A 22,367-nucleotide genomic window follows, 5' to 3' on the forward strand; every position below is an offset into this window, starting at 1 on the left:
GTCAGCCAGTACAATGGAGGGGCTTCGGTCCCTCCTTTTTCATGTCCATCCTGCACGCCGGACCCCACCGCATCTCTCTCGCAGAGCCCGTCCTCATGGGCATCGTCAACGTCACGCCCGATTCGTTTTCGGATGGCGGCTGCCTGGCCGGTCCGCGCGCTGCGATCGATCACGCGCTGAGGCTGCACGATGCGGGCGCGGCGATCCTCGACGTCGGAGGCGAGTCGACCCGGCCGGGCGCGGCGCCCGTTCCGCTCGACGAAGAACTGCAGCGCGTGCTGCCGGTGGTCGACGCGCTCGCGCAGCGCGGCCATGTCGTCTCGATCGATACGCGGAAACCCGAGGTGATGCGCGCGGCGGTCGCCGCGGGCGCCGCCATGGTGAACGACGTGGCGGCCCTGCAGGCGCCGGGCGCACTCGAGACTGTCGCCGCTTCCCCCGCCGCCGTGTGCCTGATGCACATGCAGGGCGCGCCGCAGACGATGCAGCAGGCGCCGCACTACGCCGACGTCGTCGAGGAGGTGAAGACCTTTCTCGCCGCGCGGGTCGCGGCGGCCGCGCAGGCGGGCATCGACCGTGCACGGCTCGTGGTCGACCCGGGCTTCGGCTTCGGCAAGACACTCGAACATAATCTCGAATTGCTGCGCAAACTCGATGGCCTGCTCGCGCTGGGCCTGCCGATCCTGGCCGGGATGTCGCGCAAGGCGATGCTCGGCGCACTGACCGGACGCCCTGTCGGCGAGCGCGAATTCGCCGGCGTCGCCGCGCACCTCATGGCTGTGGCGCGGGGCGCGCGGATCGTTCGGGTACATAATGTCGCAGCCATGCGCGATGCGCTGGCGATCTGGAAAGCGGTTGAGGGGAGGAGTCGTCAAGATGGGTCGTAAATACTTCGGTACCGACGGGGTCCGCGGCAAGGTCGGCGAAACGCCGATCACGCCCGAGTTCGTCATGCGTCTCGGCTACGCGGCCGGCAAGGTGTTGGTGTCCGACCGCGGGAGCTTGCCCGCGAACGAGCATCCGACCGTGCTGATCGGCAAGGACACGCGCATTTCCGGCTACATGCTCGAGGCGGCACTCGAAGCAGGCTTCACGGCGGCCGGCGTGAACGTTCTCATGACCGGTCCGATGCCGACCCCCGCCGTCGCCTACCTGACGCGTGCGCTACGCCTGCAGGCTGGCGTCGTGATCTCCGCCTCGCACAATCCCTTCGAGGACAACGGCATCAAGTTCTTTTCGGCGAGCGGGCAGAAGCTCCCCGACAGCGTCGAGGAAGCGATCGAGGCTGCGCTCGACCAGCCGCTCGCGACCGTCGCGGCGCGCCAGCTCGGGCGCGCGCGGCGAATCGAGGATGCGGCCGCGCGCTACATCGAATTCTGCAAGAGCACCTTTCCCAACCGGCTCGACCTGCGCGGCATGCGCATCGTCGTCGACTGCGCGCACGGCGCGACCTACCACGTCGCCCCCCATGTGCTGCACGAACTCGGCGCGGAAGTCGTGGCCATTGGCAACGAGCCCAACGGCTTCAACATCAACGAAGCCTGCGGCGCGACGCATACGCCGGCGCTGGCCGACGCGGTTCGCGCGCATCACGCCGACATCGGGATATCGCTCGACGGTGACGGCGACCGCCTGATGATGGCCGATGCCCACGGCCGGATCTACGACGGCGACCAACTCGTTTACGTGATCGCGCGCCACCGCCTCGAGACGGGCTACATGAAGGGCGGCGTGGTCGGCACGCTGATGACCAATCTGGGTACCGAGCATGCGCTCGCGCGCATTCACGTGCCCTTCGAGCGCGCGAAGGTGGGCGATCGCTACGTGCTCAAGCGTCTCCATGCCAACGGCTGGTTCCTCGGCGGTGAGACGTCGGGGCATATCCTCTGCCTCGACAAGCACACGACCGGTGACGGCATCGTCTCGAGCCTGCAGGTGCTGCGCGCGCTGCGCGAGACCGGCAAAACGCTCGACGCCTTCACCGCCGACCTGGAAACCTATCCGCAGGTCATGATCAACGTGCCCGTCGTCAAGGGATTCAGGCTTAGTGACGCGGCGGCCGTCACCGTTGCCGTTGCCGATGCGGAGTCTGCGTTGAATGGCAGCGGTCGCATCGTGCTGCGTGCGTCCGGTACCGAACCGCTGATCCGGGTGATGGTGGAGGGTCGCGACGGCGACCTCGTCCGCCGCACCGCCGAGATGATCGCGGACGCGGTACGAGCGGCCGCGGCGGCGAGCGATATCGCGGTCTGAAATATATCTGTAATATTCGGCCGCTAGTATGGCGCGGTTGCCCGCGCGGCGACGTCCAACTACTACGGAGATTCTTCAGATGCTTACACTCAACGGACTGGCGCGCGCCGCCGCAGCCGTCTTCGCGAGCGTCGCCGTGGCGGCGAGCGCGATGGCAGCGGACGTCACCGGCGCCGGCGCGACCTTCCCCTACGCCGTCTATACCAAGTGGGCCGAGGCCTATCGTGCGGCGACCGGCAACAAGGTCAATTACCAGGGCATCGGTTCTTCGGGCGGTGTGAAGCAGATCAAGGCGAAGACCGTCGATTTCGGCGGCACCGACGCGCCGCTCAAGGACGCCGATCTCGATGCGGTGCGCCTCGTGCAGGTGCCTACCGTCATGGGTGGCGTGACGATCGTTGCCAACGTCCCGGGAATCGACTCGGGCAAACTCAAACTCGACGGGGTGACGGCGGCGAACATCTTCCGCGGGGCGATCTACAAGTGGAACGATCCGGCAATCCGGAAACTGAACCCGGGCGTCGCATTGCCGAATCTGGCGATTACCGTCGCGCACCGTTCCGACGGCTCGGGTACGACCTACGCCTTCACCCATTACCTCGCCAAGCAGTCGCCGCGTTTCAAAAGCGAGGTCGGGGCGGGCAATACCGTGAACTGGCCGGCCAACGCAGTCGGGGGCAAGGGCAACCCCGGCGTGGCGGCCAACGTTCAGAAGATCAAGGGCGCGATCGGGTATGTCGACATCGCCGACGCGATGAAGAACGGGATGCGTTTCGTCGCCCTGAAGAACCGCGCCGGGAACTACATCGTCCCGAGCCAGCAGTCGGTCGCCGACGCCGCCGCCGGGGCCAACTTCAAGGTCAAGGGTATGGCTCCCGACCTGCTCGACCAGACGCACAAGAACGCCTGGCCGATCACCAGCGCGACCTATATCCTTGTCTATCAAAAAGGCGCCAGCGCTGCTAAACAGAAGGGCGTGGTCGATTTCTTCCGGTGGTCGCTCAGAAACGGCCAGAAGATGGCGACCGACCTCGGTTTCGTGCCCTTGCCGCCGAACGTCGTGCAAATGGTCGAAGCGGAGATGGGCAAGATCAAGTAAGGCTAGAGGCCCTCGCGCAATGCGCCGCGAGGGTATCTACGCAAGCTGCTGTCGCCGGGCGGCTGCTTGCGTAGATAAAATTGATCCATAGGCATTCCACCGTGAGCGAGCCCAGCGCATCCGCCCGAGTCGACCTGCATGCCCGTCAGGTCAGGACCTTCCAGCTGCAAGACAAGCTTTTCCATCAGGCGACCCGCCTGTTCGCGTTCGTCGTGCTGGCGGCGCTGGTCGGCATCCTGGTTGCGCTGAGCATCGAGGCGTGGCCGAGTCTGAAGGCCTTCGGTCCGGCCTTTCTGTGGACTAACATCTGGAGCGTGCCGGACGACCAGTACGGCGCACTGGCGGCGATCTACGGCACAGTCGTGACCTCGGTGCTGGCGCTGCTGATTGCCGTGCCGATCAGTTTCGGCATTGCGCTGTTTCTTACCGAGACCTGTCCGGTGTGGCTGCGCCGTCCGCTCGGCACGGCGATCGAGTTGCTCGCCGGCATCCCGTCCATCGTCTACGGCATCTGGGGCCTGTTCGTGTTCGCGCCGCTGTTTGCCGAATACGCGCAGCCCCGTCTACAGCAAGTGCTCGGCGACGTCCCCGTGATCGGCAGCTGGTTCTCCGGGCCGCCCATCGGCGTCGGCATTCTGGCTGCGAGCATCGTCCTCGCGCTGATGGTGATTCCGTTCATCGCCTCGGTTATGCGCGACGTCTTCGAGACCGTGCCGCATGTGCTCAAGGAATCGGCGTACGGCATGGGCTGCACCACCTGGGAGGTCGTGCGCAACATCGTCTTGCCATACACGCGTGTCGGGGTCATCGGCGGGATCATGCTCGGGCTGGGCCGTGCGCTCGGCGAGACGATGGCCGTGACCTTCGTGATCGGCAATGCCAACCGCATCAACGGCAGCCTGTTCGCGCCGGGCACCTCGATCGCATCCACCCTGGCCAACGAGTTCGGCGAAGCCGATCCGGGCCTGCACATCGCCTCGCTGTTCGCGCTGGGCCTGGTGCTGTTCGTCATCACCTTCGTGGTGCTGGCGATATCGCGCTGGCTGATCAGCCGCGGCCGCGGCGCCGAAGGGCTGTAGAGCATGATGAGTTTGTACGGACGCCGGGTTTGGAAAAACCGCATCGGCATCACGCTGTCGATGGTGGCGATGAGCCTCGGGCTGATCGCGCTGCTGTGGATATTGTGGACGCTGTTTTCGAAGGGATTCGCGGCGCTGAGCCTGGATCTGTTCGCGCAGGACACGCCGGCGCCTGGCTCGGAAGGCGGCGGCCTGCGCAATGCCATCGTCGGCAGCGGTTTGATCCTGCTGTTCTCGATGCTGATCTCGACGCCCATCGGCATTCTGGCCGGGATCTATCTCGCCGAATTCGGCCGGGTTTCGAAGTTCGCCTCGTTCACCCGCTTCATGACCGACATCATGCTGTCGGCGCCGTCCATCGTCATCGGCCTCTTCGTCTACGCCCTGTTCGTCGCGACGACGGGTGGCTTCTCAGGCTGGGCAGGGTCGCTGGCCTTGGCGCTGATCGCGATTCCCGTCGTGGTGCGCACGACCGAGAACATGCTGAAACTGGTGCCGACGAGTCTGCGTGAGGCGGCGTTCGCAGTCGGTGCGCCGCGCTGGCAGGTATCCCTCAAGGTAACCCTGCGCGCGGTGAAGTCGGGTGTGGCGACCGGCGTGCTGCTGGCGATGGCGCGGATCACCGGCGAAACGGCGCCGCTCCTCTTCACGGCGCTGAACAACCAGTTCTTCAGCACCAAGATGGCCGAGCCCATGGGCAACCTGCCCGTGGTGATCTACCAGTTCGCGCTCAGTCCGTACGACAACTGGATCAACCTTGCCTGGGGCGGCGCCTTGCTGATCGCCTTCGTCGTCCTCGCGGTCAACATCGGCGTGCGTGTGGTCTTCCGCAACAAAGACAAACGTTAACTACTCCGGAGCTTTCTTTCGATGTCCGATCAAGTCATGCCGACCGGTCAGAATCCCGCGCTGCAAATCCGCAATCTGGATTTCTTCTACGGCGATTTCAAAGGCCTCAAGAACGTCAATCTCGACATCGCGCAGAAGAAGGTGACGGCCTTTATCGGTCCGTCCGGTTGCGGCAAGTCCACGCTGTTGCGTACGTTCAACCGCATGTACGACCTGTATCCGGGACAGCGCGCCGAGGGGGAAATCCTCTTTCACGGCAAGAACCTGCTCGAAAAAAGCCAGGACGTTAACCTCGTGCGCGCCAAGATCGGTATGGTGTTTCAGAAACCGACGCCGTTCCCGATGACGATCTATGAAAACATCGCGTTCGGCGTGCGCCTTTATCAGCGCATGTCGGGGAGCGCGATGGACGATCGCGTGGAGTGGGCGCTCAAGAAAGCCGCGCTCTGGGGCGAGGTCAAGGACAAGCTCAATCAGAGCGGCCTGTCGTTGTCGGGCGGGCAGCAGCAGCGTCTGTGCATCGCGCGCGCCGTCGCCGTCAAACCCGAAATCGTTCTGCTCGACGAGCCGACTTCCGCGCTGGATCCGATATCGACGGCCAAGATCGAGGAACTCATCAACGAGTTGAAGAGCGACTACACGATCGCGATCGTCACCCACAACATGCAGCAGGCGGCGCGAATTTCGGACTACACGGCGTTCATGTACCTCGGAGAGCTGATCGAATTCAACGAGACCGGGACGATTTTCATGCGGCCCGGCAAGAAGCAGACCGAAGACTACATCACCGGTCGTTTCGGTTGACCGCGTCACGCGTAGCGCTTACCATCGCGCACTTTTGTTCGGCAGACATCCATGCGCAAGAAGCTCGTAGCCGGTAACTGGAAAATGCACGGCAGCCTCGCCGAGAACGCGGCGCTGCTCGCCGCGCTCAAACCCGCTCTGCAGGGGATCGAGGCTGCGGTCTGCGTGCCGTTTCCCTATCTGGCACAGGTGCAGACCGCGCTGGCAGGCTCGTCGCTTGCGTGGGGCGCACAAAACGTTTCCGAGCATGGCAAGGGTGCATTTACCGGTGAAGTGTCGGCGTCAATGCTGCTCGATTTCGGCTGCAAGTACGTCATCGTCGGCCATTCCGAGCGGCGCAGCCTCTATGGCGAGTCGGACGCGCTCGTGGCCGCGAAATACATGGCTGCGCAGGCCGCCGGGCTCACGCCGATCCTCTGCGTCGGCGAATCGCTCGCCGAGCGTGAGTCGGGCGTCACCGAGCAGGTCGTCGCGCGCCAGCTCGACGCCGTGGTCGCCGCCGCCGGCATCGCATCGTTGGCCCGGGCGGTCGTCGCGTACGAGCCCGTCTGGGCGATCGGAACGGGCAAGACCGCGAGCCCCGAACAGGCGCAGGCCGTGCACGCGTTCATTCGCGGCAAGCTCGCCGACCTCGATGCTGCGGTCGCAGCCGGCCTGATCATTCAGTATGGGGGTAGCGTAAAGGCCGCAAATGCGGCAGAATTGATGGCTCAGCCGGATATCGACGGCGGGCTGATCGGCGGCGCCTCGCTGCTTGCCGATGAGTTCGTGGCAATCTGTCGGGCGGCTGCCAAATAAGAGTTAGCACATGGAAACGCTGGTCTGGGTCCTTCACGTAATCGTCGCCATCGCCGTCATTGCACTGGTTCTGTTGCAGCACGGCAAAGGCGCCGATATGGGCGCAGCCTTCGGAAGTGGTTCATCCGGCAGCCTGTTCGGTGCCAGCGGTTCGGCCAACTTTTTGAGCCGGAGCACGGCGATCGTCGCGACGCTGTTCTTTTTGACCAGCCTCGGCCTCGCGTATTTCGGCCTTCAGCAGCACAAGCCGGCCAGCGTGCTCGATCGCACGCAGGTTCCGGCCCAGTCGGCGCAGCCTGCAGCGCCGGCGCCGAGCCAGGACACCGGCTCGAAAGCGGAGGATATTCCGCAGTAAGCTTTGCAGCACCCATCGGGCGCAAGCCCATTGGCCGACGTGGTGGAATTGGTAGACACGCTATCTTGAGGGGGTAGTGACCTTGGTCGTGCGAGTTCGAGTCTCGCCGTCGGCACCATCAAATTTCCTGATTCATTCATTAGTTCAGACTATTGGATAAATCATTGATTTAATGCGAGAAATCGCGATTTTTTCGGCTTGACACTCGGCGCTCGCGCCTAATACACTCCCCAGATGATTCAACAGCCTGTCTAGGCGCGCGGAGGGGCTCTTGCTGGAAAATTACCTCCCTATTCTGCTGTTCATTTTGGTCGGCCTCGCGTTTGGTATCGGTCCGATCGTGGCCGGCGGGCTCCTTGCCCCGCATCGGCCGGACAGCGAGAAGCTTTCTCCCTACGAGTGTGGCTTCGAGGCCTTCGAGGATGCGCGGATGAAGTTCGACGTGCGCTACTACCTCGTCGCCATTCTGTTCATTCTGTTCGATCTCGAGATCGCTTTTCTGTTTCCCTGGGCGATTGTGCTTGAGGAGATCGGAATGGCCGGGTTCCTTGCGATGATGGTGTTTCTCGGCATCCTCGTCGTCGGTTTCATCTACGAATGGATGAAGGGAGCGCTGGAGTGGGAGTAAGGCCTGTGAGCCCCAGGGCGAGGCGTGGCGCATGAGCATCGAGGGCGTCCTCGAGCAGGGCTTCGTCACCACCAAGGCGGACCAGCTCATCAACTACATGCGCACGGGGTCGATGTGGCCGATGACCTTCGGTCTTGCCTGCTGCGCGGTCGAGATGATGCAGGCCGGCGCCTCGCGCTACGACCTCGATCGTTTCGGCATCGTCTTTCGTCCGAGCCCGCGGCAGTCCGATGTGATGATCGTCGCCGGCACGCTCTGCAACAAGATGGCTCCGGCCCTGCGCAAGGTCTACGACCAGATGGCGGAGCCGCGCTGGGTGATCTCGATGGGCTCGTGCGCGAACGGCGGTGGCTATTATCACTATTCGTATTCGGTCGTGCGCGGGTGCGACCGCATCGTGCCGGTCGACATTTACGTGCCCGGGTGCCCGCCGACGGCCGAGGCGCTCATATTCGGGATCATCCAGTTGCAGAAGAAGATCCGCCGCACCAACACCATCGCCCGCTGACATGTCGATCACGCTGGAGTCCTTGTCCGCCTGCCTGAAAAATGCCCTCGGTGACGCGCTCGTTCAGACGATCGAGCGCCTCGGCGAACTGACGCTCGTGGTCAAGCCCCAGGCCTACGCGCCGGCGATGCTGGCCTTGCGCGACCACCCGGACTGCCGCTTCGAGCAGTTGATCGACCTGTGCGGTGTCGACTATTCCGGGTATGGCGAGGGCGCCTGGGAGGGTCCGCGCTTTGCCGTCGTCGCGCACCTGCTTTCGGTGTCGAAGAACGCCCGCGTGCGTGTGCGCGTGTTTTGCCCCGACGACGATTTGCCCGCGGTCGCGTCCGTCGTGGATATCTGGCCCGCCGCGAGTTGGTTCGAGCGCGAGGCTTTCGATCTCTACGGCATCGTTTTCGAGGGTCACCCGGACTTGCGTCGCATCCTCACCGACTACGGCTTCATCGGTCATCCTTTCCGCAAGGACTTCCCGCTTTCGGGCAACGTCGAGATGCGTTACGACCCGACCCAGCAGCGCGTGATCTACCAGCCGGTGTCGATCGAGCCGCGCGACAACGTGCCGCGCGTCGTGCGCGACGAAAGCTACGGCGACGGGCGGGCATGATGTCGCTCGATCGCATCACGGGCCCGAAGGGGGTCTGACGCCATGGCAGAAATCAGAAACTACACGATGAACTTCGGTCCGCAGCATCCGGCCGCGCACGGTGTTCTGCGCCTCGTGCTGGAACTGGACGGCGAAGTCATCCAGCGTGCCGACCCGCACATCGGGCTCCTGCACCGTGCGACCGAAAAGCTGGCGGAACACAAGACCTTCCTTCAGGCGCTCCCGTACATGGACCGTCTCGACTACGTGTCGATGATGGTCAACGAGCACGCCTACGTCATGGCGATCGAGAAGCTGCTCGGCATCGAGGTGCCCGAGCGCGCGCAATACATCCGCGTGATGTTCGACGAGATCACCCGCGTCCTCAACCACCTGCTGTGGCTCGGCGCGCATGCGCTCGACGTCGGCGCGATGACCGTGTTCCTCTACGCCTTCCGCGAGCGCGAAGACCTCATGGACTGCTACGAGGCGGTGTCCGGGGCGCGCATGCACGCGGCGTACTACCGGCCTGGCGGCGTCTACCGCGACCTGCCCGACCGCATGCCGCAGTATCAGGCGCAGCACACGCGCAACGAGTCGACGATGAAGTCGATGAACGCGAACCGACAGGGTTCGCTGCTCGATTTCATTGAGGATTTCACGACCCGCTTCCCGGCTTACGTTGACGAGTACGAAACCCTGCTGACCGACAACCGCATCTGGAAGCAGCGCACCGTCGGCATCGGCGTCGTCGCCCCGGAACGGGCGCTGGCCCTGGGTTTTACCGGGCCCATGCTGCGCGGTTCCGGCGTCGAGTGGGATCTGCGCAAGAAGCAGCCCTACGAAGTGTACGAGCGCATGGATTTCGACATCCCGGTCGGGACCAACGGCGACTGCTACGACCGCTACCTGGTGCGCATCGAGGAGATGCGCCAGTCCAACCGCATCATCAGGCAATGCGTCGACTGGCTGCGCAAGAACCCCGGCCCGATTATGGTCGACAACCACAAGGTCTCGCCGCCGCCGCGGGTCGACATGAAGCAGAACATGGAAGAGCTGATCCACCATTTCAAGCTCTTCACCGAGGGCATGCACGTGCCCGCCGGGGAAGCCTACGCCGCGGTCGAACACCCCAAGGGCGAGTTCGGCATCTATCTCGTCTCCGACGGTGCGAACAAGCCTTACCGCATGAAGATTCGCGCGCCCGGCTTCGCCCATCTCGAGGCGCTCGACGAGATGAGCCGCGGGCACATGATTGCCGACGTCGTCGCGATCATCGGGACGCAGGATATCGTTTTCGGGGAGATCGATCGTTGATGGCCGATCAGGATGTGAAAGACAAGGTCGAGCTCAGCGCCGAGGCGCTGGCTTTGATCGACGCCGAAGTCGCCAAATACCCGGCGGACCAGAAGCAGTCCGCGGTCATGGCCGCGCTCAGGATCGCGCAGGTCGAGAAGGGCTGGCTCAAGCCGGAACTGATCGACTATGTCGCCGACTACCTGCAGATGCCGCCGATCGCGGCCTACGAAGTGGCGACCTTCTACAACATGTACGACACCCAGCCCGTCGGTCGCCACAAGATCACGGTGTGCACGAATCTTCCCTGTGCCTTGAGGGGGGCGGGCGAGATCGCCGCGCACCTCAAGGAAAAACTCGGCATCGGCTTCGGCGAGACGACCGAGGACGGGCGCTACACGCTGAAGGAAGGCGAGTGCATGGGGGCATGCGGCGATGCGCCGATGTGCCTGCACAACAATCACACGATGCACACGCACCTTACGCCAGAGAAGGTCGACGAGTTGCTGGACAAGCTGAAATGAGTCTGCTCACGCCCACGCCGCAGGTCTGCAGCTGGACGCAGACGCTCGACGATCCGGCATCGCTCGCCACCTACGTCGCCAACGGCGGGTACCAGGCTCTGCGCCGCGTCGTCACCGAAGCGGTCCCGGGTGACGACATCATCGCCGAGATCAAGACCAGCGCGTTGCGCGGGCGGGGCGGGGCGGGGTTTCCGACCGGCCTCAAGTGGAGCTTCATGCCGCGTGCGTTTCCGGGCGACAAGTACATCGTCTGCAATAGCGACGAAGGCGAGCCGGGCACCTTCAAGGACCGCGATATCCTGCGCTACAACCCGCACCAGCTGATCGAAGGCATGGCGATCGCCGGGTACGTGCTCGGCGCGCGCGTGGGTTACAACTATATCCACGGAGAGATTTTCGAGGTCTACCAGATCTTCGAACGCGCGCTCGAGGAAGCACGGCAAGCGGGCTACCTCGGCGCCAACCTGTTCGGAACCGATTTCTGCTTCGACCTGCACGCCCACCACGGCTACGGTGCGTACATCTGCGGCGAAGAAACGGCCCTGCTCGAGTCGATCGAAGGCAAGAAGGGGCAGCCGCGCTTCAAGCCGCCGTTTCCCGCAAGCTTCGGTCTCTACGGCAAGCCGACCACGATCAACAATACCGAAACGCTGGCGAGCGTCCCCTGGATCGTGCAGCACGGCGGCCAGGCCTTCCTCGAGCTCGGCAAGCCGAACAACGGCGGCGCCAAGCTGTTTTCGGTATCCGGCCATGTCAACCGGCCGGGCAATTACGAGGTGCCGCTCGGCACGCCGTTCACCGAATTGCTGGAAATGGCCGGCGGCGTGCGCGACGGCCGCAGCCTGAAGGCCGTCATCCCCGGCGGATCTTCGGCGCCGGTGTTGCCGGGGCACATCATGATGGAGACGACGATGGATTTCGATTCCATCGCCAAGGCCGGCTCGATGCTCGGCTCCGGGGCCGTCATCGTGATGGACGAAACCGTATGCATGGTGCGCGCGCTCGAGCGGCTCTCGTACTTCTATTACGAGGAGTCGTGCGGCCAGTGCACGCCCTGCCGCGAGGGGACCGGATGGATGTATCGCGTGATCCATCGCATCGAGAACGGGCAGGGACGCCCCGAAGACATGGATCTCCTCAACAGTGTCGCAGGCCAGATCGGCGGACACACGATCTGCGCCCTCGGTGACGCGGCGGCCATGCCGGTGCAAAGCTTCCTCAAACATTTCGGCCACGAGTTCGAGCATCACATCGAACACAAGCGCTGCATGGTCTGACGGTACGACAACGATGGCTACCCTGAATATCGAAATCGATGGGCGCGCGCTGCAGGTCGAAAGCGGCGACACCATCATGGACGCCGCGAACCAGGCGGGTATCACGATTCCGCATTTCTGCTATCACAAGAAGCTCTCGATCGCCGCGAACTGTCGCATGTGCCTGGTTCAGGTCGAGAAGGCGCCGAAGCCGCTGCCGGCCTGCGCCACGCCCGTCACCGAGGGCATGAAGGTCCACACCCGCTCGGAATATGCGATCAACGCACAAAAAGGCGTGATGGAATTCCTGTTGATCAATCACCCGCTCGACTGCCCGATTTGCGACCAGGGCGGCGAATGCACGCTGCAGGATCTGGCGGTCGGCTACGGCGGTTCGTCCTCGCGCTACCAGGAGATCAAACGCGTCGTGCGCGAGAAGAATCTCGGGCCGCTCATCGCGACCGACATGACGCGCTGCATCCACTGCAGCCGCTGCGTGCGTTTCGGCCAGGAAATCGCCGGGATGATGGAACTCGGCATGCCTGGGCGCGGCGAGCACACGGAAGTTATGCCCTTCCTCGAAGGCCAGGTCGCGTCGGAATTGTCGGGCAACGTCATCGACCTCTGCCCGGTGGGCGCGTTGACCAGCAAGCCGTTCCGCTACACCGCCCGGCCCTGGGAGTTGTCGCGCCGCCCGTCGATAAGCCCGCACGACAGCCTCGGCTCGAATCTCGAGGTGCACGTCAAGAACAACAAGGTCATGCGCGTGGTGCCGCGCGAGAACGAGGACGTCAACGAATGCTGGCTCGCCGACCGCGACCGCTTTTCGTACGAGGGACTCAACACGGCCGAGCGCCTGACCTGGCCGATGATCAAGCAGGACGGCCAGTGGATCGAGACCGACTGGCGGACCGCGCTGCAATACGTCGCCGACAGGCTGAAGGCCATTCCGCCCGAGCAGATCGGTGCGCTGTCGACGCCGCACCGGCCGGCGGAAGAACTGTTTCTGCTGCAGAAGCTCATGCGCGGCATGGGCAGCGGCAACGTCGACCACCGTCTGCGGCAGTCGGATTTCGCGCTCGACGCCAAGGCGCAGGGCGGCTTCTGGCTCGGCATGCCCGTGACCTACATGTCGCGCCTCAACCGCATGCTCGTCGTCGGCTCCAACCTGCGCAAGGATCATCCGCTGATGGCCCACCGCATACGCGAGGCGGTGCGGTGGTACGGCGAACTTAACCTGATCAATGCTGCGGACGACGAATTCCTCGGCAAGGTCCACGCCAAACGCATCGTCGCACCGTCGCAGCTCGCCGGCGCGCTCGCCGGCGTGTGCGTCGCGCTGGCCGAACTGAAAAATCAGGCGGTGCCGAAGATCGCGGCGCACGGAGTCGTCGACGAGGTGGCGCGCAAGATGGCCGCGAGCCTCGCCGGCGGCGAGACCCGCGCGGTCTTCCTCGGCAACATGGCGCAGCATCATCCGGCTTACTCGCAGATTCACGCGCTCGCGCAGGAAGTCGCGGCGCTTGCGGGGGCGAGTTTCGGCGTCCTCGGCGAGGCGGCCAACAGCGTCGGGGCCGTCGCCGTCGGCGCGATCCCGGGGCGCGGCCCGCTCGGCCAGCCGGCAGTCGCCGGACTCAATGCCCAGGAAATGCTCGCGAAGCCCTTGCGCGCGTATCTGCTCCTCGGCGTCGAGGCCGAACTCGACACCTACGACCCCGTGGCCGCCATGGCGAGCATCGACGCCGCCGACTTCGTCGTCGTGATGTCGCCGTACAAGGGCAAATCGCTCGACTACGCGGACGTGTTGCTGCCGATCGCACCGTGGACCGAGACCTCGGGCACCTTCATCAACACCGAGGGCCGCGTGCAGAGCTTCGCCGCAGTCGTGAAGCCGCTCGCCGAGACGCGGCCGGCGTGGAAGGTGTTGCGCGTGCTGGGCAACCTGCTGGGGCTCGCGGGTTTTGAGCACGCCGATTCGAAGGAGGTCCTGCGCGATGCCTTGGGTGAGACACCCATCGGCTCGGTCCAGGCCTTCCTCAATAACGCTGTCAGTGACGTGGACATGCAGCCCGCTCCCGCGGGCGAGCATCTCGAACGCGTCGCCGAAGTGCCGATCTACCAGACCGACGCCGTCGTGCGCCGCGCGCCGTCCCTGCAACGCACGCAGGACGGCGCACTGCCGGTCGCGCGCATGCACAGCCGGCTCATCGCCCGCCTCGGACTCGAGGAAGACGGGCGGGTCTCGGTGCGCCAGACCGCGTCGGCGCTGACACTGAAGGTGCAGCGCGACGACCTGCTGCCTGACAACTGCGTGCGTATTCCGAGCGGCCATCCGTTGACGGCCGGGCTCGGCCCGATGTTTGGGCCGATCACCGCGGAGCCGGTCTGATGGAGGCGGGTATCGTGGAGGCCGCGGGAATGGATTGGGAGGCGTTCCAGACCGTCGCATGGACGCTGGTCAAGATCATGGCGCTGGTCGTGCCGCTGATGCTCGGCGTCGCGTATCTGACCTATGCCGAGCGCAAGATCATCGGCTGGATGCAGGTCCGGATTGGCCCCAACCGCGTCGGTTTCCAGGGTCTTCTGCAGCCGATCGCCGACGCCGTGAAGCTGCTGATGAAGGAAATCATCATTCCTTCCGGCGCCAGCCGCGCGCTTTTCATCCTCGGCCCGATCCTCGCTATCGCGCCGGCGCTCGCGGCTTGGGCGGTCATCCCGTTCAGCGACGGGCTCGTTCTCGCCGACATCAACGCGGGACTGCTCTACGTGATGGCGATCACGTCGATGGGCGTCTATGGCGTGATCATCGCGGGCTGGGCATCCAACTCGAAGTACGCATTCCTCGGCGCGATGCGCTCGGCGGCGCAGATCGTGTCCTACGAGATCGCGATGGGCTTCGCGCTCGTCGGCGTATTGATGGCCTCGCAGTCGCTCAATCTGAGCGCGATCGTGCAGGGCCAGGCCGGCGGCATCCAGCAGTGGTATCTGTGGCCATTGTTCCCGCTTTTCGTCGTCTATCTCGTCGCCGGCGTCGCCGAGACCAACCGCGCGCCGTTCGACGTCGCGGAGGGCGAGTCCGAAATCGTCGCCGGCTTCCACGTCGAATACTCGGGCATGGCTTTCGCCGTGTTCTTCCTTGCGGAATACGCCAACATGATCCTGGTCGCCGCGCTGACGACGCTCATGTTCCTCGGCGGCTGGCTGTCGCCGGTCGCCTTCCTGCCGGACGGCATCGTCTGGTGGTTGCTGAAGACCGGCTTCGTGTTGTTCCTCTTCCTGTGGTTCCGCGCGACCTTCCCGCGTTATCGCTACGACCAGATCATGCGTCTCGGCTGGAAGGTCTTCATCCCGATCACCATTGTCTGGATCGTCTTCGTCGGCGGCATGATGCAGACGCCCTACGGTCACCTTTTCCATTGAGCGCCCGATGAGACGGATCACCCATTTCTTCGGCAGCCTGTTCCTCGTCGAGCTTCTGCGCGGCATGATGCTGACCGGGCGCCATCTGTTCGCGCGCAAGGTCACGGTGCAGTTTCCCGAGGAAAAAACGCCACAGTCGCCGCGTTTCCGCGGCCTCCACGCGCTGCGACGCTATCCCAACGGCGAAGAGCGCTGCATCGCGTGCAAGCTCTGCGAGGCCGTGTGCCCGGCGCTCGCGATCACGATCGACTCCGAGCAGCGCGCCGACGGCACGCGCCGCACGACGCGCTACGACATCGATCTGACGAAATGCATCTTCTGCGGGTTCTGCGAAGAGTCCTGCCCGGTCGACTCCATCGTCGAGACGCGCATTCTCGAATACCACGGCGAGCAGCGCGGCGACCTCATCTACACCAAGCCGATGCTGCTCGCGATCGGCGACAAGTACGAGGCGCAGATCGCGCAGGACCGAGCCCAGGACGCTAAGTATCGGTAGAGCAGTATCCAGGCGCTGGATACGCGATTTAGGGGTGGCGCGCTGCGCGCCACTTGATTGAAAACAAACGAAACGGGAGGCAGGCAAACGGATAACTTCGAGCACGGGCGCGGAAGCTGGCTTCATGCCCCTGGCCCCTGATTCCAAGCCGTAACCCCTATGTATACGACCGCGATCTTCTACTTCTTCGCTGCCATCCTCGTGTTCGCCGGATTGCGCGTGATCACGGCGCGCAACCCGGTGCACGCGGCGCTATTCCTCGTTCTTGCCTTTTTCACCGCCGCGGGGCTGTGGCTGCTGCTCGAAGCCGAATTCCTCGCGATCACGCTGGTGTTGGTCTACGTCGGCGCGGTCATGGTGCTGTTCCTGTTCGTGGTCATGATGCTCGACATCAACCTCGACCAGTTGCGCGAGGGGTTCTGGAACTACCTGCCGCTCGCCGGCGTCGTGGCCATACTGCTGGTGATCGAGATGGCGCTCATTCTCGGCGGACGCCACTTCGGCCTCGATGTGATCGGCGTGCCGCCGGCGCAGCCTGCCGACTACAGCAATACCAAGGAACTCGGGCGCCTTATCTATACCGACTACGTCTACGCCTTCGAACTCGCCGCAGTGATCCTGCTGGTTGCCATCGTCGCGGCCATTGCGCTCACGCTGCGCCGGCGCAAGGACACGAAGTACATCGATCCGGCGCAGCAGGTGAAGGTCAAGCGTAACGACCGGTTGCGCATCATCAAGATGCCGGCCGAGAAAAAAGCCACGGCCGGCGCGCCGGCAGGGGGAGGGGACGCGTGATTTCCTTATCGCATTTTCTGGTGCTCGGAGGCGTCCTGTTCGCCATCGCCGTGCTGGGTATTTTTCTCAACCGCAAGAACGTCATCGTTCTCCTGATGGCGATCGAACTCATGCTGCTTGCGGTGAACATGAATTTCATCGCGTTTTCGCACTACCTCGGTGACGTCCACGGCCAGGTATTCGTCTTTTTCATCCTGACCGTGGCGGCGGCCGAATCCGCGATCGGTCTAGCGATCCTGGTGCTGTTGTTCCGCAACCTGCGCACGATCAACGTCGACGACCTCGACCAATTGAAAGGCTGATGCGGATGGACATGCAGACGCTTTATCTGGTCGTGGCGCTCGCGCCGCTGGTCGGTGCGATCATCGCCGGGCTGTTCGGCAGGCTCGTCGGCCGCGTCGGTGCGCACACCGCGGCGATCGCCGGGGTGGCCGTGTCGTTCATCGCCTCGGTACTCGTGTTCCAGGACGTGCTCGCGGGCAACGTCTACAACGGCACGGTCTACACGTGGATGACGGTCGGCGAGCTACGTTTCGAAGTCGGCTTCCTGATCGATTCGCTGTCGGCGATGATGATGCTGGTGGTGACCTTCGTCTCGCTCATGGTGCACGTCTACACCATCGGCTACATGCACGACGACCCGGGCTACCAGCGTTTCTTCAGCTACATCTCGCTCTTCACCTTCTCGATGCTCATGCTCGTCATGAGCAACAACTTCCTGCAGCTGTTCTTCGGCTGGGAGGCGGTGGGCCTCGTTTCCTATCTCCTCATCGGCTTCTGGTACACGAAGGAAACCGCGATCTACGCCAACCTCAAGGCGTTCCTCGTCAACCGCGTGGGTGACTTCGGTTTCATCCTCGGCATCGGCCTGGTCCTCGCGTATTTCGGCTCCCTCGATTACGCCACGGTCTTTGCCAAGGCGCCCGCGCTCGCCGACGAGACGATCACGCTGTGGCCGGACAGTCCGTGGATGCTGATGACCGTCATCGGCATCCTGCTGTTCATCGGTGCGATGGGGAAATCGGCCCAGTTTCCGCTGCACGTCTGGCTGCCCGATTCGATGGAAGGCCCGACGCCGATTTCGGCGCTGATCCACGCCGCGACGATGGTCACCGCCGGCATCTTCATGGTCGCGCGCATGTCGCCGTTGTACGAACTGTCCGACGTCGCGCTGTCGTTCATCATGATCATCGGTGCCGTCACCGCGCTGTTCATGGGCCTGCTCGGCATCGTGCAGAATGACATCAAGCGGGTCGTCGCGTATTCGACGCTCTCGCAACTGGGCTACATGACCGTCGCGCTCGGCGCGTCCGCGTATTCGGTCGCGGTGTTCCACCTCATGACGCACGCCTTCTTCAAGGCCTTGCTGTTCCTCGCCGCAGGCAGCGTCATCATCGCGCTGCACCACAACCAGGACATCCGCTACATGGGCGGACTGAAGAAATACATGCCGATCACCTGGATCACCTCGCTGATCGGGTCGCTCGCGCTGATCGGCACACCCTTCCTGTCGGGCTTCTATTCCAAGGAAAGCATCATCGAAGCGGTCAGACTCTCGCACCTGCCGACCGCACAGATTGCCTACTGGGCGGTGCTGATCGGCGTGTTCGTCACGGCCTTCTATTCGTTCCGCATGTACTTCCTCGTATTCCACGGCAAGGAGCGTTTCCGCCAGGGTCACGCGCACGGCAACGAGCCCGACGCGCACGACGATCACGGGCATGGCCACGGCGGCACGCCGCACGAAACCCCGTGGGTCGTGACCGGGCCACTGCTGGCGCTCGCGCTGCCGTCGCTGGCGATCGGCTACATGACAATCGAGCCGATGCTGTTCGGCGATTTCTTCGACCGGGCGATCTACGTCTCCGACCGCCACCCCGTGATGGTCGAGCTCAACCAGCATTTCCATGGGGCGGCCGAAATGGGCCTCCATGCGCTGGCGACACTGCCGTTCTGGCTGGCGGCAGCCGGCGTCGCGCTCGCGGCCGTGTTCTACCTGCGGCGTCCCGACATCCCGGCGGCGCTCGCGCAGCGCTTCGCGCCGATTCACCGCATGCTGCTCAACAAATACTGGTTCGACGAGCTCTACAGCTGGGCGTTTGCCAAGGGCGCGCGCGTCCTCGGCGGCTCGCTGTGGCGACGCGGCGACCAGGCCTTCATCGACGGCGTCCTCGTCAACGGCTCGGCGCACGTGGTCGAGCGTGTCTCCCGTCTGACCAAGCTTGTCCAGTCCGGCTACATCTACCATTACGCCTTCGCCATGCTGATCGGGGTCGTCGCCCTGGTGACCTGGTTCGCGCGGCTTAACTAACAACAACGCCCATGTTCGGACAGTCGATTCTTTCCCTCGTCATCTGGGTCCCGATTCTTGCAGGTGCAGCGGTCCTCGCCACGGGCTCCGACCGCAACGCGCCGCTCGCGCGCTGGCTTGCGCTGCTGGGGGCTGTGCTTGGCCTTGCGGTCGCGATCCCGCTGGTTACGGGTTTCGACAACGCGACTTCGGCGATGCAGTTCGTCGAGAAGAAAAGCTGGATTCCGGCGTTCAACGTCTTCTACCACCTGGGCGTCGACGGCATTTCGATGCCGCTGATCCTGCTGAACAGCTTCGTCACCGTGCTCGTCGTCATCGCCGGCTGGCAGGTGATCCAGGACAAGGTCGCGCAGTACATGGCAGCGTTCCTGATCATGTCGGGGCTCATCAACGGCGCCTTCGCTGCGCTCGACGGCATCCTGTTCTACGTCTTCTTCGAAGGCATGCTGATCCCGCTCTACCTGATCGTCGGTGTCTGGGGCGGACCGAACCGCGTCTATGCCGCGTTCAAGTTCTTTCTCTATACCTTGCTCGGCTCGCTGCTGATGCTGGTGTCGCTGATCTATCTCTATTTCCAGTCCGGCGGCAGCTTCGACATTCAGAGCTGGTACACCACGCCGCTCAGCATGACCGCGCAGACGCTGATGTTCTTCGCCTTTCTGCTCGCATTCGGCGTCAAGGTCCCGATGTGGCCGGTGCACACCTGGTTGCCCGACGCGCACGTCGAGGCGCCGACCGGCGGTTCGGTCGTGCTCGCGGCGATCACGCTCAAGGTCGGCGCCTACGGGCTCGTGCGCTTCCTGTTGCCCATCGTTCCCGATGCGGCCCACGAATACGCCTGGTTCGTCATCACCCTGTCGTTGATCGCGGTCGCGTACATCGGCCTCGTTGCGCTCGTGCAGGCCGACATGAAGAAGCTCATCGCCTATTCGTCGATCGCCCACATGGGATTCGTGACCCTCGGTTTCTTCCTGTTCAACCCGCTCGGCTGGGAGGGCGGCCTGGTGCAGATGATCTCCCACGGCTTCGTCTCGGCCGCGCTGTTCCTCTGCATCGGCGTGATGTACGACCGCCTGCACTCGCGTCAGATCAAGGATTACGGCGGCCTCGTCAATCGCATGCCGGTGTTCGCGGCCTTCTTCATGCTGTTCGCGATGGCCAATTCGGGGCTTCCGGCGACCAGTGGTTTCGTCGGCGAATTCATGGTCATCATGGCAGCCACCGAGGTCAATTTCTGGTTCGCCTTCGTCGCCGCGACGACGCTGATCTTCGGCGCGGCCTACACACTCTGGATGTACAAACGCGTCGTTTTCGGCAGCGTGACCAATTCGCGCGTCGCCCAGATGCGCGACGTGAACGCGCGCGAGATCCTGCTGCTCGGCCTCCTTGCCCTGTTCGTGCTGGGGATGGGGCTCTATCCCAAACCCTTTACCGACGTCATGCATGCCTCTGTCGTCGACCTGCTGGCGCACGCCGCGCAGAGCAAGCTTCCGTGAGCGCGACGCGATGAACATGCCCCTGAGCCTGATGCAATTTGCCCCCGCGCTGCCCGAGATTTTCGTGCTGGCGATGGTTTCGCTGATCCTCGTGATCGATGCCGCGGTCGGCGACGGCAAGCGCTACCTGGCCTACGGCCTGTCGCTCGTGACGCTGGCCGGCGCCGCCTTCCTGACCGTGCGCGATTTCTCGACCCTGCCGGTGCTCGCCCTGGGTGGCCTGTTCATCGACGATCCGCTGTCGGACGTCCTCAAGCTCTTCCTCTACCTGACGGTCGCGATCGTGCTCGTCTACTCGCGCGATTACCTCCGGGTCCGTGGCCTGTACAAGGGCGAATTCTTCGTGCTCGCGCTGTTCGCGCTGCTCGGCATGATGGTGATGGTGTCGGCGAGCCATTTCCTCACGCTCTATCTCGGCCTCGAACTCTTGTCGCTGTCGCTGTACGCGATGGTGGCATTGCAGCGCGATTCGAGCGTCGCGACCGAGGCCGCGATGAAGTATTTCGTGCTCGGTGCGCTCGCGTCGGGCATGCTGCTCTACGGCATGTCGATGGTTTACGGCGTGACGGGCTCGCTCGCGCTCGGCGACATCGCCATCGTGCTGCAGGACGGGACCGACCTGCGCATCCCGCTGGTGTTCGGCATCGTGTTCGTTGTCGCCGGCCTGGCCTTCAAGCTCGGCGCGGTTCCTTTCCACATGTGGGTGCCCGACGTCTACCACGGCGCGCCGACCGCGATGACGCTCTTCGTCGGCTCGGCGCCGAAGATCGCCGCCTTCGCGTTCGTCGTGCGCGTCCTCGGGCAGGGACTGGAGTCGCAGGTCAGCGAATGGCGGGACATGCTCGTGATCCTCGCGGTGTTGTCGATGGCGATCGGCAATATCGCGGCCATCGCGCAGAGCAATCTCAAACGCATGTTCGCCTATTCGACCATCTCGCACATGGGCTTCATGCTGCTCGGCGTGCTTGCCGGCTCGCAGAACGGCTACGGCGCCGCGATGTTCTACGTGCTGGTCTATACGCTGATGACGCTCGGCGGCTTCGGCATGATCCTGCTGCTGTCGCGGGCCGGCTTCGAGTCCGATCGGCTCGACGACTTTAAGGGACTGAACCGGCGCAGCCCGTGGCTCGCCTTCGTCATGCTGCTGCTGATGTTCTCGATGACCGGCATTCCGCCGACGGTCGGCTTCTACGCCAAACTCGCGGTGCTCCAGGCCGTCGTCGAAATCGGTTATGTCTGGCTCGCGGTGGCCGCCGTGCTGTTCTCGCTCGTCGGCGCATTCTATTATCTGCGTATCGTCAAGCTGATGTATTTCGACACGCCGCAGGACACCGCACCGATCGCCCCCGGCATCGACGCGCGGCTCCTCATGTCGGCGAACGGCCTCGCGGTTCTGGCGCTCGGGATTCTGCCGCAACCGCTCATGGCCGTGTGCGTGCAGGCGATCGGTACCTCGTTCTAGATCTCCCCTCCGGCCTGCGCGCCGGATCCATCTCGATTTTTCGGATTCATCGTGAATTTCTCGACTGTTTTATTGCTGCTCCTGGCCTTTGTGGCCGCCAACCTGCCGTTCCTGATCGAGCGGATCTTCTTCACCGTCAAGCCCAGGCGCGGCGAGAAGGCATTCAGCTGGCGTCTGCTCGAACTCGTGATCCTCTTTTTCGTGGTGGGTGGGGTCGCGGTGCTGCTGGAAGGCAAACTGGGCGACATCCACCAGCAGAACTGGGAGTTCTACGCGATCAATGCGTCGCTGTTCGTCGTCTTCGCCTATCCCGGATTCGTCTATCGCTATCTCTGGCGCCGGCGTGGGGCTTAGA

Annotated in this window: 23 protein-coding genes and 1 tRNA gene; all 24 read left to right on the forward strand. The window is 63.8% G+C overall.

Annotation, left to right across the window (positions count from 1 at the left end; translation table 11 throughout):
* Positions 1-41 precede the first annotated feature (41 nt).
* The 24 genes from folP to TBD_RS05820 all read left to right on the forward strand — a co-directional run bounded on the left by folP (position 42) and on the right by TBD_RS05820 (position 22,366).
* Entirely contained in the window at positions 42-887 is an 846-nt protein-coding gene (gene folP, locus TBD_RS05705) for a dihydropteroate synthase (RefSeq protein WP_011311646.1), read from the forward strand.
* Positions 877-2,253, forward strand: a complete 1,377-nt coding sequence (gene glmM / locus TBD_RS05710) for a phosphoglucosamine mutase (protein WP_011311647.1) — start codon at positions 877-879, stop codon at positions 2,251-2,253. The genes folP and glmM overlap by 11 nt, the downstream gene beginning before the upstream one ends.
* Before the next feature lie 79 nt (positions 2,254-2,332).
* Entirely contained in the window at positions 2,333-3,352 is a 1,020-nt protein-coding gene (gene pstS / locus TBD_RS05715; protein ID WP_011311648.1) for a phosphate ABC transporter substrate-binding protein PstS, read from the forward strand.
* Between the two features lie 101 nt (positions 3,353-3,453).
* The gene (gene pstC, locus TBD_RS05720) at positions 3,454-4,431 is read left to right on the forward strand and encodes a phosphate ABC transporter permease subunit PstC (RefSeq protein WP_011311649.1); all 978 of its coding nucleotides are present in this window, start codon (positions 3,454-3,456) and stop codon (positions 4,429-4,431) included.
* A gap of 3 nt (positions 4,432-4,434) precedes the next feature.
* Positions 4,435-5,280, forward strand: coding sequence for a phosphate ABC transporter permease PstA (pstA, locus tag TBD_RS05725; protein ID WP_011311650.1), 846 nt, complete (start codon positions 4,435-4,437; stop codon positions 5,278-5,280).
* Between the two features lie 21 nt (positions 5,281-5,301).
* Positions 5,302-6,084 (forward strand): phosphate ABC transporter ATP-binding protein PstB, encoded by a 783-nt coding sequence (gene pstB / locus TBD_RS05730; RefSeq protein WP_011311651.1) that lies wholly within the window; start codon positions 5,302-5,304, stop codon positions 6,082-6,084.
* 51 nt (positions 6,085-6,135) lie between these two features.
* Positions 6,136-6,882 carry a triose-phosphate isomerase gene (tpiA, locus tag TBD_RS05735; protein WP_011311652.1) on the forward strand — a complete coding sequence of 249 codons (747 nt, stop codon included), beginning with the start codon at positions 6,136-6,138 and terminating at the stop codon, positions 6,880-6,882.
* 10 nt (positions 6,883-6,892) lie between these two features.
* A complete protein-coding gene (gene secG / locus TBD_RS05740) occupies positions 6,893-7,237 on the forward strand; it encodes a preprotein translocase subunit SecG (protein WP_011311653.1) in 345 nt (114 codons plus the stop codon).
* Positions 7,238-7,270: 33 nt separating this feature from the next.
* A tRNA-Leu gene (locus TBD_RS05745) sits at positions 7,271-7,355 on the forward strand.
* 153 nt (positions 7,356-7,508) lie between these two features.
* Entirely contained in the window at positions 7,509-7,865 is a 357-nt protein-coding gene (locus TBD_RS05750; RefSeq protein ID WP_011311654.1) for an NADH-quinone oxidoreductase subunit A, read from the forward strand.
* A gap of 31 nt (positions 7,866-7,896) precedes the next feature.
* Positions 7,897-8,373 carry a NuoB/complex I 20 kDa subunit family protein gene (locus tag TBD_RS05755; RefSeq protein WP_011311655.1) on the forward strand — a complete coding sequence of 159 codons (477 nt, stop codon included), beginning with the start codon at positions 7,897-7,899 and terminating at the stop codon, positions 8,371-8,373.
* Between the two features lies 1 nt (position 8,374).
* Entirely contained in the window at positions 8,375-8,977 is a 603-nt protein-coding gene (locus TBD_RS05760; RefSeq protein ID WP_011311656.1) for an NADH-quinone oxidoreductase subunit C, read from the forward strand.
* A 42-nt stretch (positions 8,978-9,019) separates the two neighbouring features.
* Positions 9,020-10,273, forward strand: coding sequence for an NADH-quinone oxidoreductase subunit D (locus tag TBD_RS05765; protein WP_011311657.1), 1,254 nt, complete (start codon positions 9,020-9,022; stop codon positions 10,271-10,273).
* A complete protein-coding gene (gene nuoE / locus TBD_RS05770) occupies positions 10,273-10,776 on the forward strand; it encodes an NADH-quinone oxidoreductase subunit NuoE (protein ID WP_041432415.1) in 504 nt (167 codons plus the stop codon). Before TBD_RS05765 ends, nuoE begins: the two co-directional genes overlap by 1 nt.
* Positions 10,773-12,053 (forward strand): NADH-quinone oxidoreductase subunit NuoF, encoded by a 1,281-nt coding sequence (nuoF, locus tag TBD_RS05775; protein ID WP_011311659.1) that lies wholly within the window; start codon positions 10,773-10,775, stop codon positions 12,051-12,053. The genes nuoE and nuoF overlap by 4 nt, the downstream gene beginning before the upstream one ends.
* A gap of 13 nt (positions 12,054-12,066) precedes the next feature.
* Positions 12,067-14,421, forward strand: coding sequence for an NADH-quinone oxidoreductase subunit NuoG (gene nuoG / locus TBD_RS05780; protein WP_011311660.1), 2,355 nt, complete (start codon positions 12,067-12,069; stop codon positions 14,419-14,421).
* Positions 14,421-15,452 carry an NADH-quinone oxidoreductase subunit NuoH gene (nuoH, locus tag TBD_RS05785; protein WP_011311661.1) on the forward strand — a complete coding sequence of 344 codons (1,032 nt, stop codon included), beginning with the start codon at positions 14,421-14,423 and terminating at the stop codon, positions 15,450-15,452. Before nuoG ends, nuoH begins: the two co-directional genes overlap by 1 nt.
* 7 nt (positions 15,453-15,459) lie before the next feature.
* Complete coding sequence (gene nuoI, locus TBD_RS05790) at positions 15,460-15,948, forward strand: NADH-quinone oxidoreductase subunit NuoI (protein WP_011311662.1); 489 nt, start codon at positions 15,460-15,462, stop codon at positions 15,946-15,948.
* Between the two features lie 159 nt (positions 15,949-16,107).
* On the forward strand, positions 16,108-16,743 hold the full coding sequence (locus TBD_RS05795; RefSeq protein ID WP_011311663.1) for an NADH-quinone oxidoreductase subunit J: 636 nt from the start codon (positions 16,108-16,110) through the stop codon (positions 16,741-16,743).
* Positions 16,740-17,045 carry an NADH-quinone oxidoreductase subunit NuoK gene (gene nuoK / locus TBD_RS05800; RefSeq protein WP_011311664.1) on the forward strand — a complete coding sequence of 102 codons (306 nt, stop codon included), beginning with the start codon at positions 16,740-16,742 and terminating at the stop codon, positions 17,043-17,045. The genes TBD_RS05795 and nuoK overlap by 4 nt, the downstream gene beginning before the upstream one ends.
* 5 nt (positions 17,046-17,050) lie before the next feature.
* A complete protein-coding gene (gene nuoL, locus TBD_RS05805; RefSeq protein ID WP_041432987.1) occupies positions 17,051-19,054 on the forward strand; it encodes an NADH-quinone oxidoreductase subunit L in 2,004 nt (667 codons plus the stop codon).
* Between the two features lie 11 nt (positions 19,055-19,065).
* Positions 19,066-20,550, forward strand: coding sequence for an NADH-quinone oxidoreductase subunit M (locus TBD_RS05810; RefSeq protein ID WP_011311666.1), 1,485 nt, complete (start codon positions 19,066-19,068; stop codon positions 20,548-20,550).
* A gap of 10 nt (positions 20,551-20,560) precedes the next feature.
* Positions 20,561-22,012 (forward strand): NADH-quinone oxidoreductase subunit NuoN, encoded by a 1,452-nt coding sequence (nuoN, locus tag TBD_RS05815; protein ID WP_011311667.1) that lies wholly within the window; start codon positions 20,561-20,563, stop codon positions 22,010-22,012.
* A 51-nt stretch (positions 22,013-22,063) separates the two neighbouring features.
* Positions 22,064-22,366: a DUF2818 family protein gene (locus TBD_RS05820; RefSeq protein ID WP_011311668.1), complete on the forward strand. Its 303-nt coding sequence runs from the start codon at positions 22,064-22,066 to the stop codon at positions 22,364-22,366.
* Position 22,367 lies beyond the last annotated feature (1 nt).

It is taken from the genome of Thiobacillus denitrificans ATCC 25259 (assembly GCF_000012745.1).
In the GTDB taxonomy this organism is placed as follows: Bacteria; Pseudomonadota; Gammaproteobacteria; order Burkholderiales; family Thiobacillaceae; genus Thiobacillus; species Thiobacillus denitrificans_B.

Coding starts and splice junctions, on each gene's coding strand:
- tpiA (WP_011311652.1), top strand. CDS start 6,136: ATGCGCAAGAAGCTCGTAGCCGGTAACTGGAAAATGCACGGCAGCCTC.
- TBD_RS05755 (WP_011311655.1), top strand. CDS start 7,897: ATGAGCATCGAGGGCGTCCTCGAGCAGGGCTTCGTCACCACCAAGGCG.
- nuoN (WP_011311667.1), top strand. CDS start 20,561: ATGAACATGCCCCTGAGCCTGATGCAATTTGCCCCCGCGCTGCCCGAG.
- nuoL (WP_041432987.1), top strand. CDS start 17,051: ATGGACATGCAGACGCTTTATCTGGTCGTGGCGCTCGCGCCGCTGGTC.
- nuoF (WP_011311659.1), top strand. CDS start 10,773: ATGAGTCTGCTCACGCCCACGCCGCAGGTCTGCAGCTGGACGCAGACG.
- nuoE (WP_041432415.1), top strand. CDS start 10,273: ATGGCCGATCAGGATGTGAAAGACAAGGTCGAGCTCAGCGCCGAGGCG.
- nuoI (WP_011311662.1), top strand. CDS start 15,460: ATGAGACGGATCACCCATTTCTTCGGCAGCCTGTTCCTCGTCGAGCTT.
- pstB (WP_011311651.1), top strand. CDS start 5,302: ATGTCCGATCAAGTCATGCCGACCGGTCAGAATCCCGCGCTGCAAATC.
- nuoH (WP_011311661.1), top strand. CDS start 14,421: ATGGAGGCGGGTATCGTGGAGGCCGCGGGAATGGATTGGGAGGCGTTC.
- glmM (WP_011311647.1), top strand. CDS start 877: ATGGGTCGTAAATACTTCGGTACCGACGGGGTCCGCGGCAAGGTCGGC.
- secG (WP_011311653.1), top strand. CDS start 6,893: ATGGAAACGCTGGTCTGGGTCCTTCACGTAATCGTCGCCATCGCCGTC.
- TBD_RS05810 (WP_011311666.1), top strand. CDS start 19,066: ATGTTCGGACAGTCGATTCTTTCCCTCGTCATCTGGGTCCCGATTCTT.
- pstA (WP_011311650.1), top strand. CDS start 4,435: ATGATGAGTTTGTACGGACGCCGGGTTTGGAAAAACCGCATCGGCATC.
- pstS (WP_011311648.1), top strand. CDS start 2,333: ATGCTTACACTCAACGGACTGGCGCGCGCCGCCGCAGCCGTCTTCGCG.
- TBD_RS05765 (WP_011311657.1), top strand. CDS start 9,020: ATGGCAGAAATCAGAAACTACACGATGAACTTCGGTCCGCAGCATCCG.
- nuoG (WP_011311660.1), top strand. CDS start 12,067: ATGGCTACCCTGAATATCGAAATCGATGGGCGCGCGCTGCAGGTCGAA.
- folP (WP_011311646.1), top strand. CDS start 42: ATGTCCATCCTGCACGCCGGACCCCACCGCATCTCTCTCGCAGAGCCC.
- TBD_RS05760 (WP_011311656.1), top strand. CDS start 8,375: ATGTCGATCACGCTGGAGTCCTTGTCCGCCTGCCTGAAAAATGCCCTC.
- TBD_RS05795 (WP_011311663.1), top strand. CDS start 16,108: ATGTATACGACCGCGATCTTCTACTTCTTCGCTGCCATCCTCGTGTTC.